General features: G+C 68.4%; 13 protein-coding genes. 7 read left to right on the top strand and 6 right to left on the bottom strand.

Going from position 1 to position 12,674, the window contains the following annotated elements:
• Window positions 1-10 precede the first annotated feature (10 nt).
• From phnX to M5E06_RS16800, 7 genes are all read left to right on the top strand, one after another.
• Window positions 11-841, top strand: a complete 831-nt coding sequence (gene phnX / locus M5E06_RS16830) for a phosphonoacetaldehyde hydrolase (protein WP_252139149.1) — start codon at window positions 11-13, stop codon at window positions 839-841.
• Window positions 838-2,079 carry an NAD(P)/FAD-dependent oxidoreductase gene (locus M5E06_RS16825; protein ID WP_252139148.1) on the top strand — a complete coding sequence of 414 codons (1,242 nt, stop codon included), beginning with the start codon at window positions 838-840 and terminating at the stop codon, window positions 2,077-2,079. Before phnX ends, M5E06_RS16825 begins: the two co-directional genes overlap by 4 nt.
• A 27-nt stretch (window positions 2,080-2,106) precedes the next feature.
• Window positions 2,107-3,498: an aspartate aminotransferase family protein gene (locus M5E06_RS16820; protein WP_252139147.1), complete on the top strand. Its 1,392-nt coding sequence runs from the start codon at window positions 2,107-2,109 to the stop codon at window positions 3,496-3,498.
• A 635-nt stretch (window positions 3,499-4,133) separates the two neighbouring features.
• On the top strand, window positions 4,134-5,153 hold the full coding sequence (locus tag M5E06_RS16815; protein ID WP_252139146.1) for a GlxA family transcriptional regulator: 1,020 nt from the start codon (window positions 4,134-4,136) through the stop codon (window positions 5,151-5,153).
• A 180-nt stretch (window positions 5,154-5,333) separates the two neighbouring features.
• On the top strand, window positions 5,334-5,843 hold the full coding sequence (locus M5E06_RS16810) for a dihydroneopterin aldolase (protein WP_252139145.1): 510 nt from the start codon (window positions 5,334-5,336) through the stop codon (window positions 5,841-5,843).
• A 4-nt stretch (window positions 5,844-5,847) separates the two neighbouring features.
• A complete protein-coding gene (locus M5E06_RS16805; RefSeq protein WP_252139144.1) occupies window positions 5,848-6,549 on the top strand; it encodes an amino acid kinase family protein in 702 nt (233 codons plus the stop codon).
• Window positions 6,546-6,779 carry a hypothetical protein gene (locus M5E06_RS16800; RefSeq protein WP_252139143.1) on the top strand — a complete coding sequence of 78 codons (234 nt, stop codon included), beginning with the start codon at window positions 6,546-6,548 and terminating at the stop codon, window positions 6,777-6,779. The genes M5E06_RS16805 and M5E06_RS16800 overlap by 4 nt, the downstream gene beginning before the upstream one ends.
• Here the strand turns inward: M5E06_RS16800 and M5E06_RS16795 are convergent.
• Genes M5E06_RS16795 through M5E06_RS16770 form a run of 6 tightly spaced genes read right to left on the bottom strand, consistent with a single transcriptional unit; the run spans window position 6,739 to window position 12,591 of the window.
• On the bottom strand, window positions 6,739-7,047 hold the full coding sequence (locus tag M5E06_RS16795) for a DUF3325 domain-containing protein (protein ID WP_252139142.1): 309 nt from the start codon (window positions 7,045-7,047) through the stop codon (window positions 6,739-6,741). The genes M5E06_RS16800 and M5E06_RS16795 overlap by 41 nt on opposite strands.
• Complete coding sequence (locus M5E06_RS16790; protein WP_252139141.1) at window positions 7,040-8,614, bottom strand: PepSY-associated TM helix domain-containing protein; 1,575 nt, start codon at window positions 8,612-8,614, stop codon at window positions 7,040-7,042. Before M5E06_RS16790 ends, M5E06_RS16795 begins: the two co-directional genes overlap by 8 nt.
• The gene (locus tag M5E06_RS16785; protein WP_252139140.1) at window positions 8,611-8,952 is read right to left on the bottom strand and encodes a hypothetical protein; all 342 of its coding nucleotides are present in this window, start codon (window positions 8,950-8,952) and stop codon (window positions 8,611-8,613) included. Before M5E06_RS16785 ends, M5E06_RS16790 begins: the two co-directional genes overlap by 4 nt.
• Entirely contained in the window at window positions 8,949-11,171 is a 2,223-nt protein-coding gene (locus tag M5E06_RS16780; RefSeq protein ID WP_252139139.1) for a TonB-dependent siderophore receptor, read from the bottom strand. Before M5E06_RS16780 ends, M5E06_RS16785 begins: the two co-directional genes overlap by 4 nt.
• Complete coding sequence (locus M5E06_RS16775; protein ID WP_252139138.1) at window positions 11,168-12,337, bottom strand: diaminobutyrate--2-oxoglutarate transaminase family protein; 1,170 nt, start codon at window positions 12,335-12,337, stop codon at window positions 11,168-11,170. Before M5E06_RS16775 ends, M5E06_RS16780 begins: the two co-directional genes overlap by 4 nt.
• Before the next feature lie 44 nt (window positions 12,338-12,381).
• Window positions 12,382-12,591, bottom strand: a complete 210-nt coding sequence (locus M5E06_RS16770) for an MbtH family protein (protein ID WP_252139137.1) — start codon at window positions 12,589-12,591, stop codon at window positions 12,382-12,384.
• Between the last annotated feature and the right edge of the window lie 83 nt (window positions 12,592-12,674).

Below are 12,674 nucleotides of genomic sequence, written 5' to 3'. Positions count from 1 at the left end.
GCCAAATCCGATGAGCTTCGTCTATTCGCGCCGCTACACCGGGCCGCTCCAGGCCGTCATCCTCGACTGGGCCGGAACCACGGTGGACCATGGCTGCCTCGCCCCGGCCGGCGCCTTCATGGAAGCGTTCCGCCGTTCCGGCGTCACCATCACGCTGGAGCAGGCCCGTGCCCCCATGGGGATGGCCAAATGGCATCACATCCAGGCGATCACCCGCATGGCGCCGGTGACCGACGCCTGGACCGCCGTCCATGGCGCCGCCCCGACCGACGCCGATGTCGACCGCCTCTACGAAACCTTCCTGCCACTGCAGGTGGAGGTGGTGGAGCGGCATTCCGATGTGATTCCCGGTGCGGCGGAGACGGTCGCCGCCTTGCGGGCGCGCGGGCTGAAGATCGGCTCGACCACCGGCTACCCCCGCCCGGTGATGGAGGTGGTGCAGCGCGTGGCGGCGGCGCAGGGCTATGAACCCGACATCACCGTCTGCGCCGGGGAGACTCCGGCCGGCCGGCCCGGTCCGGCGATGGCTTTGCGCTGCGTGGTCGAACTGTCGGTCTCGCCGGTGGAAGCCTGCGTGAAGATCGGCGACACCATCGTCGATGTCGAAGAGGGGCTGAACGCCGGCATGTGGACCATCGCGGTGGCCGATACCGGCAATGAGGTCGGCGTGCCGCTTGCCGACTGGCAGGCCCTGGCGCCCGAATGGCGCGATGCGCTGCATGCCACCGCATCCGATCGGCTGGCTCGAGCCGGCGCCCATTACGTTGTCCGGTCGCTGGCCGAGGCGCTGCCACTGCTCGACGCCATCGAAGCTCGGCTGGCACGCGGCGAGAAGCCGTGACGGCCGGTCCAGTCCTCGACCGCTCGGAAATCGTGGTGGTCGGCGCCGGCGTCCTGGGGTTGGCGGTCGCCTGGGCGCTGGGGCAAGCGCTCGGTCCTGCCGCCCGGTCGGTTCTGGTGGTCGATCGTCATCCGCCGGCCACCCAGGCGACGGCGCGGGCCGCCGCCCTGCTGACTCGCGCCCGCGGCGATGCGGCGACGGCCGCACTGGTGCGCGACACCTACGCCGCCATCACGAGCCTGGAAGAGGAACTGGAAGAGGAGCTCGGGCTGCGGCGGGTCGGCACCCTGCATGTCGCCGCCAGTCCTGCGCGTGTCGAGGCCCTGCGCGCCCTGGTCGCCGACAGCACGGATCCGGTCGACTGGCTGGACGGCGACGGCGCCGCCCGCCTCGCGCCCTGCCTGTCGGCGGAGGCCGTCGAACGCGCCGCCTTCATGCCGCTGGACGGCTTCATCGATCCGGTCCGGCTGGCCGATGCCTACCGCCGGTCGGCCCGCCGCGCCGGCGTCCGGATCATGACCGGCCCGTCGGTGCAGGCGATCCGGGTGGAGGGTGGACGGGTCGCGGGCATCGACACCGACCATGGCGTCATCTCGGCCCCGATGGTGGTCAATGCCGCCGGCGCCTGGGCGGCCGGGCTGGCCTGGACTGCCGGAGTGGGGCTGCCGCAAGCGCCGGTGCGCAGCCAGTATTGGATCACCGGACAGCACCCCGACCTGTTCCCCCGCAACCTGCCGGTGCTGGTCATGCCTGATGCCGGCGCCTATGCCCGGCCGGAACTGGGCGCTCTGCTGTTCGGGCTGCGCGGACGGCGGTCGTTGGCCTTCGATCCGGCCCGGCTTCCCGCCGACACGGCCGGACTGGACCTTGCCGATGCCGACGGCGGCTGGCAGACGCTGGAGGAGGGCTGGCAGGCGCTGGCGCGACTCTGCCCGCCACTGCTGCAAGCCGGCATCGCCCACTATGTTTCCGGCCTGTCCACCTACACCGCCGATGGCCGGTTCGTGCTGGGGCCGGTCCTGGAGATGCCGGGGCTCTTCATGGCCACCGGCTGTTGCGGCGCCGGCATCGCCGCATCGGGCGGCATCGGGCGGGTCGTGGCGGCATCCGTCCTGGCCAAGCCGGGGTCAGTGGACCTTTCCCCCTTCGCGCCCGACCGTTTCGTCGGGGTCGACCCCTTTTCACCCGCGCTGCACGACGCCTGCGCCGCCGCACGCTCCGGCAAGATCACCGGCTGAAAGGCCGGTTTACAGAAGGATGACGCGATGCAGGCCGACCGTTCCGAAGGCGACATCAACCTCGGGCCGCGCCGCGAACGCTGGATGGCGGATGCCCTCGGCCCCCGCTCCCGCGCGCTGGTGGAGCGCGATGCCGCCGCCTTCCTGAGGCAGTCCCTGTCCACCCCCTGCCTGTCGGCGATCCGCAAGGCCGAGGGCATCTGGATCGAGGACATGGACGGCCGCCGCTTCATGGATTTCCATGGCAACAGCGTCCATCACATCGGTTACGCCCACCCCCGGCTGGTGACGGCGCTCAAGACGCAGATGGACGAGCTTAGCTTCGCTCCGCGCCGTTTCGCCTGCGAACCGGCGGCCGAGTTGGCGGAACGCCTGGCGGCAGTCGCCCCGACCGGCCCCGGCAGCCGCGTGCTGTTCGCTCCGGGCGGGTCTGAAGGGATCGAGATCGCGCTGAAACTGGCCCGCGTCGCCACCGGCCGCTTCAAGACCGTCTCCTTCTGGGATGCCTTTCACGGTGCCGGTTTCGGTGCGTCCGGCGTCGGGGGAGAGGCGCTGTTCCGCTCCCATGGGATCGGGCCGTTGCTGGCGGGAACTGAGCATGTGGCGCCATTTGCCTGCGCCCGCTGTCCCTACGGCTTCGATCCGGCACCCGGCGGCGGCCCGGACCTTGACGTCTGCCGGATGACCTGTGCGCGGATGCTGCGCTATGTGCTGGAAAAGGAGGGGGACGTCGCCGCCGTGGTGTCGGAGCCGGTGCGCGCCGTGCCCTATGTGCCGCCGCCGGGATTCTGGGCGGAGGTGCGGCGGGCCTGCGACGCGGCCGGCGTCCTCTTGATCTTCGATGAAATCCCGACCGGCCTCGGCAAGACCGGCAGCCTGTTCAGCCACGAGCCGTTCGGCGCGCAGCCGGACATCCTGGTGCTTGGCAAAGCGCTTGGCGGCGCCATGCTGCCGCTGGCTGCGGTGATCGCCCGCCCCGGGCTGGATGTCGCCGCCGACCGGGCGCTCGGCCACTACACCCACGAGAAGAATCCGCTGCTCGCCCGCGCCGGCCTCACCACCCTGGACATCATCCGGGACGAGGGGCTGGCAGAACGCTCCGCAAACCTCGGCGCCTTCGCGCTGGATCGTCTGCGCGACATGACCGCGGCGCTGCCCGGCATCGCCGACATCCGCGGAGCCGGGCTGCTGATCGGGGTGGAACTGGCCGACCATGACGGCCGCAGCGCTGCCGACCGGGCGGAGGCGACCTTCTACGCGGCGCTCGCGGCCGGTGTCAGCCTGAAGATCTCGCAGGGTACCGTGCTGACGCTGTCCCCACCGCTGACCATTGCCAGATCCGATCTGGAGCAGGCATTGGCGGTTGTCGCCCAGGCGATTTCCACAGCGGGGGTCTTCACTTCCTCACCACATAGGTGAAGTAGCGGATCACCCCCTTGGCGTTGGTCTCGCGATGGCACCGTCAACTTGTTGATTATGGCGATTATCGATGACACGGATTGCCCATGGACGCCCTGGAACGGGCAATCACGCGGCAACCTGCTGCGCGCCGACGACCTCGGCCCAGATGGCGAAGGCTTGGGCTCGGGCGGTACGGCAGTCGGAGGCCGGACGGCTGTGGCGGTTGGTGAGGGTCGTCAGGCCGCTCCGCATTCAGACGTCGCCCGCGCCGGCAACCCGTCCAATGCCAAACTGACGGTGCCTTTTGATTAGGACCGGGTCCAAAGTTCATCCAGGATCATCCGTTTGGGACATGCGGGATTACCTCGCCGGATGATATTATCGTTCGCGCACACGGATGATTGGTACTAAAAACAATCCTGACTCGATCAACGTCGTGCTTCTTCAAGAATTATGTCCGATTTGTTCAATGTCACCGGGCCGCAACCTGCGTAGGCTGCTTGTCATAAAAGTCTGATGGCGCGGAAAGGGATCGATCCCACGCCCATCCGAACGTGGCCGCCGAAGCAAACAAGGCCACGGGTAAACAGCGTGTTCGCCGACCATTCGCGACCCACGATACGAACAGGAAAGCGGAAGAGGGGCACGGGACAATGAAGTGCATTGAACAGCAGTCCGGCGGTTCCAAGGCCGACACGATCGGTTTTCTCCTGGTTCCCGATTTCTCCATGATCGCCTTCACAGCGGCGGTGGAGCCTCTCCGCCTTGCCAACCACATCAGCGGCAAGGAGCTGTATCGCTGGGTGCTGCTCTCTCCGACCGGCGGTGTCGAGCGGGCCAGCAACGGCATCCGCATCTGCGTCGACCACGCCATCACCGACGCCCCTCAGCTGTCCACCGTGATGGTGTGCAGCGGCATCGGAGGCCACTGGTACGAGGATCGGGCGGTTTTCTCGTGGATGCGGCGTTCGGCGGCCCAGGGAATCGCTTTCGGCGCCCTGTGCACGGCCAGCCACATCCTGGCCCGGGCCGGCCTGCTGAACGGCTACCGCTGCACCATCCATTGGGAGAACATGGCCGGCTTCGCCGAGACCTTCCCGGAGATCGAGGCGACGGGGGAGCTGTTCACCATCGATCGCAACCGCTTCACCTGCGCGGGCGGCACCGCCGCCACCGACATGATGCTGCACCTGATCGCCGCCCGGCATGGCGAGAAGCTGGCGATGGACATCGCCGAACAGCTTCTCCACACCAAGATCCGGGCCGGCAGCATCCGCCAGCAGGAAGAACTGCATGCCAATCCGGTGCTGGATCACGAAGATCTCAACGCCGCCGTGGCGGTGATGCAGGCCAACATCGAGGAACCGCTGGACCTGCTGACGCTCGCTGCGGAGCTGGGCCAGTCCCGCCGGAATCTGGAGCGGCTGTTCCGCAAATACATGAACTGCTCGCCGGCCAAATACTATCTCGGCCTTCGGATGAAGCGGGCGCGGCAGCTGCTGTGCCAGACCCGCATGTCGGTGATGGAGGTGTCGATCAGCTGCGGCTTCATTTCCGCCACCCACTTCAGCAAATGCTACCGTGATCACTTCGGCCTCGCTCCGCGCAGCGACCGCCAGAGCCAGCGGCACAGCCCCCTTGCCGCCGCGCACGAGTTCGCCGGCTTGACCTGATGCGGCAGGTGCGGATCAGGCTCAACTCCGGGAAATCAGGCGGGCGGCGGCGGGAATTCTCAATTCGGTGTCGCATTCGAACACATGCCCTCCTCCGGTCGCCGATAAGGTACAAAACGGCCTGCCAGACATCCGATCCGCGCCAGGCCCCGCCGGACAACTGCCAGGAGGACGGCACCGATGCTCGAAACGATCCTTTCCGCCCAATGCGCGCGCGGCACGGCCACGGCCGACGCCCGGCTGTCCTCCATCCCGGCCGGCCTCTACGAGCTGTTCTTGGACAACGTCGTCCTGCCTTGCCGGATCGGCGTCTTCGATTACGAGCGCGGTGCGCCTCAGCGGGTGCGCATCGATCTTCTGCTGCAGGTGCGCCAGGACGAAGCCCAGTTCTCCGACGATATCGGCGATGTGCTGTCCTACGATGATCTGCTGTCCGGGTTGAAACGGATCCTGATGGACGAGCACACCAATCTGGTCGAGATGCTGGCGGAGAAGATCGCCCGCATGTGTCTGGCACACGAACAGGTGCAGTCGGCCCGCGTGTCGGTGGCGAAGCTGGACATTTACGACGGGGTCGCGGTTCCGGGCATCCGGCTGGAGCGGACGCGCGACCAGATGCCCGCAGCGTCCCTGGCGGCGTCACATCGCCTAATGGTCATGGCCGACCACTTGGCCGACCGGCGGATCTGATCCGATGACGGCCAACGCATCGCCAGAAGACGGATCGCCAGACGCCGCGGCGCGGCCCTGGGTGATCAAGATCGGCGGCAGCCTGTCGGACTGGCACCGGCTGGGAACCTGGTTGGACCTGATCGCCCGTCCCGGCCATCTCCACCCTCTGGTCATCGTGCCGGGTGGCGGCCCGTTCGCCGATGCCGTCCGCGACGCCCAGGACAATTGGCGCTTCGACGACCGCCTCGCCCATCGCATGGCCCTGCTGGCGATGGAGCAGTTCGGGCTGATGCTGCACGGCATCTGTCCCAACCTGCAGACAGCAGCAACGCACGAGCGGCTGCGGTCGCTGATCCGGGCACGGATGCCGGCGGTGTGGCTGCCGTCCGCCATGGTGCTGGACCGGCCGGAGATCGCCGAAAGCTGGGATGTCACCTCCGACAGTCTCGCGGCATGGCTGGCGGTGGAACTGGATGCGGCGGCGCTGGTGCTGGTCAAGTCGGGACCCTGCCCGTGCGCGGCGACCGATGCGGCGTCGCTGGCGCGCGACGGGCTGGTCGACGCGGCCTTTCCGCACTGGCGCGCGCGCTTCTCCGGCGAGAGCTGGTGCATCCATCGCGACAACCACAGCCTGATGGAAGAGGCGCTTGTCGGCCGCGCGAATCCCGGCTGCGGCCTGCTGCGCAACCCGGAGGCGGAACTTCTGCCGGGCGTGCGGGTATGACCGACTCATCCCCTGCTCCCGCTCCGCCAAGGCTGGCCTGGGCGCTGACCGGATCCGGCTATTGCATCAAGGAGACGCTCGACCTGATGGGCGCCGGCAGCACCCCGCACATCGCCACCTACGGCGTGACCCGCAGCGGGGAGGATCTGGTGATCGACCCGGACAGGGTTGCCGGCGTCGTCCGAAGCGTCACCGCGTCCGGCCGCGCGCCGGCCTGCACAGCCATGTGATGGTGACGCTGACGGCGAGCGCACCCGCGGTCAGCGCCAGCACCCAGAGCAGGATACCGAAGCCGGCGCCGTCCCGGTGCACCGCGGCAGACAAGGCCGCCGCCATGCACATCGCCGCGGCACAGCGCAGGCGAAGGACCGTCCGCCGCGGCAGAGCCCGCCGGGGATCGACCAGATCGCGCCAATGCCGCTCCACCGTCAGGGCGAGCGCCCCGAAGGCGAGGTAGCAGAGGCCGAAGATCGCGGGGAAGGACAGGACATCAGGCATGGTCGGTCACCTTCGACAAGGTGGACAGTTCCGGCCGCGCGCGCCGGGCCACACGCCTGGAGACGCGCCAGGCACCGGCCGCCGTCAGCGCCAGCACGGCGTCGACGCCGACCACCGCCCAGTCGCCGGCCGCAACTGCCCGGACGGGATGCTCCCCGGTGGTGATCCAGTTCAGCACCACGCACGCCGCAGCCAGCAGCGCGACGGCGGCACACTGGTTCCTCCAGGGCGGATCCAGCCGTGTGCGGATTGCGGCGTGAACGGCGCCGGCGATCCAGGTCAGGAAGAAGACGCCGACCTCCACCAGCTCGCGTGACGGCACTCCGGATGGCAGCAGGCGGTTGGCCGCCATCATCGCCAGCGTGGCGATCAGCAACCCGGTGGTGGTGCCGCAGGTCAGCGCGGCGACGCTGCGCCAACCGACGCCGGGCAGGCCATGGACGACGCGCCGCTTCTCCATCCAGTGCAGCATGCCGGTGCCGATCAGCACGCAGCCGGTCAAGCCGGACAGGAAATAGAGCCAGCGCAGCGGCCAATGCTCGAAGGCGGCGAAGTGCAGTCCCGACATCACCCGGTGCGCCGCCACCATCGGTCCCGGCCGCTGGTACTTCAGCAGCGCGCCGGTCACGCCGTCGAAGAAGACCGGCTGGACATCCAGGCTGATGCGGTCGCCGGTGTCGCGGTTGATGCGGACCACCGACGCGGCATCGCCCGCATTGTAGACGAAGACCACCGCGGGCTCGCCGCCGCCCCAAAGGCGCTTCGCCTCGACCAGCATCGGGTCGAGCGGTGCCGCCGCCGCCGGGATGCCGGCGCGCGGCCGGCTGTAGTTGCCGAGCGCATCGTCGTAGAAGCGCTGCACGTCCCCGCCATAGAGCGCCTGGACGCCCGCCGGAAGCACGATCGGCAGGATGATGACGATCCCGGTGAAGGTGATCATCAGGTGGAAGGGCAGCACCAGCACCCCGGTCAAATTGTGCAGGTCGAGCAGCGAGCGGCGAAGCTGGCCCCAGCTGCGGAAGGTGAAGAAGTCCTTGAAGATCCGTGCGTGGATGAAGACGCCGGAGATCAGCCCGGCCAGCATCGCCACCGATGCGAAGGACACGATCCAATAGCCGACGAAGCCCGCCCGCAGGTGCAGGCTGTAATGGAGCGGATAGAAGAAGGAGCTGGCACCCAGCGTCCCCACCGGCGGCAGCAGCGTACCGCCGGCGGTCGCCATGGCGCCGGCAGTGCCGTTTTCGGTGCGCACCCGCAAGGCCATCACCGGGCGCCGCTCGTCCGGCAACTGCACATACCAGTCGCGGACAGCCCGTCCGGTGGCGAGCCGCTCCACCAGCGGCACCACCGTCCGGTCCAACGAAACCGCCGCCTCCGGCGCCTCCACCGCGCCGATCCGGGTGTCCGGCATCATCCAGCGGTCGATCTCGGAGGCAAAGACCGCCAGCGAGCCCATGAAGAAGACCAGCATCAGCAGCCCGCCGAGCGTCACTCCCGCCCAGGTGTGCGGCCACAGCATCGCGGCGCGCAGCGCCGGGCTGATCAGCTTGCGCTTTCCCGCCGTCATGGCGCCGTGATCCCGACAAGCCGCGACACGGCGATCATCACGACCGCACCGCCGCCCAGCACCGCCCAGCCGACACCGGCTCGCGGCACCGCGAAGGCCCACAGCGACACCGCCGGCAGGACCAGCAGGGCGAGCAGGCTGGCGGCGGTCACCGCTTCCGCCGGGGCCATACCGGCCAGCGTCCCCAATTCCGCCCCAAAGGCGGCGATGCCCCAGGCGAAGCCATAAGCCCCGAAGACCGCCGCCGTCACCCGCGCGGCGGTGCGGAGGCGCGATGGCCCCCGCTTCGGACCATTGCCGGCAACGGTCCGCTGCCGCAGGGCCTTCGCCTCCGTCACAGCTTCGCCCGCAGGGTCAGCAGCACCGTGCGCGGCTCGCCGTAGATGTTGCCGGACTGCGGCGTGCCGACGCGCTGGTAATAGGTGCGGTCGAACAGGTTTTTGACGTTGAGCGCCGCCGTCACCTTCTCCGTCACATCATAGGCGACGCGGGCGTCCACCGTCGCATAGCCGCCCTGGGTCAGGCGGGCGCCACCCAGCGCCGGGAACTCGTTGTACATGGAGCTTTGGGCGGTAACGCCGCCGCCGACGCTCAGACGGTCGTCGATGCTCTCCGGCAGTCGGTAGTTGGTCCACAGCTTCACCTGATGCATCGGCGCGATGGCGGTGAAGGCGCTCGCCGCGTTGGCGCTGCTGTCCAGGCTCTTGGCACGGGTGAAGGTGTAGCCGGCATAGACGTCCCAACCCGGCAGGATCTCGCCGGAGACATCCAGTTCGAATCCGCGGCTCTGCGCCTTGCCGCCGGAGACGTAGATGGACTGGTTGGGGAAGCGCGGGTCGGACTGCGGCCGGTTCTCCTCTTCGATGTGGAAGACGGACGCAGTGGCGTGAAGGCGGCCCCCGAAGTAATCGGCCTTGATGCCGGCCTCATACTGCCGCCCCTTCAGCGGCTCCAGCACCTTGCCGGACGCATCGACGTAGGATTGCGGCTCGTACACCTGCGAGACGCTGGTGTAGAGGGCGTAGGTGGAGTTGACGTCATAGACGAGGCCGGCATAGGGCGTGACCTTGCCGCGGACGGACGCGCTGCTTTCCGGGGTGCCGGCCAGGGCATCGGCATCGACCTTGGTCTGCCACCAGTTCATCCGCCCGCCGACGATCATCTTCAGCGGCTCGGCCAGCTTCAGGCGCAGAACGCCGTAGGTGCCCCAGCTGTCGGTGGTGGTCTTGGTGTCCTTCTGCCAGTCCCGCCAGGCCGGCTCTGCCGCCGAGGCGTCGGGCGAGAAGATGTTCTGCGTCACCGACCAACTGCCGACCGGATTGGCGGCGCGGTGGCGGAAGGTCGTCCGCTCGTAATTGGCGCCGACGGCCACCTCGTGGGTCAAGCCGAACAGCCCGAAATTGCCAGTGGTCGACAGGTCGGCGCCCAGCTGCTCCTGATCGTAGCGGACTTTCTGGGCGTAGAGCGTCGTCCGGTTCACCCCCGATGTGACCGGCGAATAGGCATACGCCATCTTCCGGTCCATCTCGTTGTCGATGTAATGGGTGGCCAGCTTCACCGCCCAGCCGCTGTCGAACCGGTGCTCAAGGTCGGCGAAACCGCCTTTGGTGGTGAAGACGTCCTCGTTCCACTTCTCGCCCAGCGAGGTCGAGCGGTCGACGTCGAGCAGGCGTAGTTGCGGCCGCCCACCCACCACCGACGCATAGGCCGGCAGGTTCCAGGCGCCCTGGTAGCTCATGCGCTGGTACCAGGCGCCGGCCGTCAGGGTGGTGTCCGACGTCAGGTCGGCGGCGATGCTGCCATAGGCGAGGCCACGGCGCTGCTCCGTCCAGTCCTGGAAGGCGTTGCGGTCCTGATAGGCGCCGACGAAACGCCCGCGCAGGCTGCCGGACTCGTTCAGCGAACCGGTGATGTCGCCTTCGCCGCGATAGTTGGCGTAGGAGCCGGCGGTCAGTTCGCCATAGCCTTCCAGCGTCCTCTTCGGGGTCTTGCGGACCAGATTGACCGCGCCGCCCGGCCCGCCCATGCCGTTCAGCAGGCCGGCCGGTCCTTTCAGCACCTCGACCCTCTCATACATCGCCAGATCGGGCGAGGCGAAGATGCGGTCGTCCAGCGTCGTCGGCACGCCGTCGAACTGCAGGTTGGTGATCTCGAAGCCGCGCGAATAGAAGTTCAGGCGGTTGCCGTCGATCGGCTCCACCGTGACGCCGGGCGTCTGCCGCATGGCGTCTTCCAGCGTGATGAGCTTCTGTTCCTCGATGTGTTCACGCGGCACCGTGATGACGGTCTGCGGCACCTCGCGCGGCGCCGACGGCAGCTTGGAGCCGACGGTGGTCGGCGGGTTGGCGTCGTGCTGGCGGTCGGCACTGACGTCGATCGTTGGCAGCGTCATCGTCTCCAACGAGGCATTGCCGGTGTTTTTCCCCCCATTCTGGATCGCAGTCTGGGCCAGTGCGACGGCCGGCAGCAGCAGGGCTGCCGCCGCGACCGACCCCAGCAGGCGGACGCGCCCCCTGTTATTTCCCCAACGGCATCCGGGCTGCCCAATGGTCTTCATTCTGAAAGTCCCCCATTCGTCACTGTGCTGATGTCGTTTTGCGGATTTGTTGGCCGTGGCCCCGCTCGGCGTCCGCCGTAAGGGCCGCAGCGATTTCCTGCGCGCGGATCGGCAGGATCGAGAGCACGGATCCGGTGCAGGGCCGCCAACCCCGCAGCCATCGCCAACTGGTTGCCGCGGAAGGTTCCGGCATGGGCGCCCGGCGCCCAGCAGTCGAGGCCAGCGTTGTAGACCACCACCGACAGCGGCAGGCTGCCGCTGATCGCCTTGGACAGCGCCAGGATGTCGGGCTCGATCCCCGCATGTTCGAAGGCGAACAGCCGGCCGGTGCGGCCGAGCCCGGTTTGCACCTCGTCGATGACCAGTGGGACACTATGGGCACGGGTCAGCCGCCGCAGTCCCTGCAGCCAGTGCACCGGCGCCGGCACCATGCCGCCTTCGCCCTGTACCACCTCCACCACCACGGCCGCAGGCGTCACGACGCCCGATTCCGGATCGCTCAGCAGCTGTTCGATCATCGACAGGCCGGCATCAACCCCGGCCTCGCCGCCAAGCCCGAACGGGCAGCGGTAGTCGTAGGGATAGGGCAGCATGTGGGCGTCGCCAATTCCGCCGCCCAACGGGCGCTTCGGCCCCAGATTGCCCATGATCGCCAGCGTGCCATGGGTCATGCCGTGGTAGCCGCCGGAAAAGCCGACGATGGTGCGCCGCCCGGTTGCGGTGCGGGCCAGCTTCATCGCCGCCTCGATCCCGTCCGCGCCGGTGGGGCCGCAGAACTGGATCCGGGCATCACGGGCGAAGGCCGGCGGCAGGGCCGCGAACAGATCCTCGACGAATCGGTCCTTGACCGGATTGGTCAGGTTCAGCGTGTGCAGCGGCAGCCCGCTGTCCAGCGTCGCGCGCAGCGCCGCCACGACGTCCGGGTGGTTGTGCCCCAGCGCCAGCGTTCCGGCGCCGGCGAGGCAGTCGATGAACAGCTGACCGGCGCTGTCGCGCAGATAGATGCCACGCCCTTCGGTCAGCACCAGGGGGATGCGTCGCGGATAGGAGCGCGCGTTGGATTCTCGCGCCTCCTGACGGCGAAGCATCGGATCGTCGCCGAGGCGGATCGCCGGCTGGGCACGGAAACCGTCCAGGCCGAATGGTGCCGTGATGGTCGCGGTCATGGGCACATCTCCCTCAGCGGGAAAACGGGATCGGGCACGGCCGGTCAGGCCGCATCGCCCAGGGCGCGGCGCAGGCTGAGCGGAAGCATGTCGGTCCACACTCGCTCGATGTGGGCGAGGCAGTCCTCCTTGGGACCGCTGACGTTGACCGTGCGCCAACCGGCGGGAACCGGCTTGTGGTCGGGCCAGATCGAGTACTGCTCCTCGTCATTCACCACGACGTGAAATCGCGTGTCCGGGCTGTCCCAGCTCATGCCGAAGCTCCTTCAGGCCAGGGCGCGGAAGAGATGATCGTGTTCGGGGAATGCGCGTTCGGATGAGCGCGTCATGCCTTCTT

Source organism: Azospirillum sp. A1-3, assembly GCF_023806445.1.
GTDB lineage: Bacteria > Pseudomonadota > Alphaproteobacteria > Azospirillales > Azospirillaceae > Azospirillum.
Note: the sequence above shows the minus strand (reverse complement) of the source record. Positions and strands in the feature narration are given on the sequence as shown.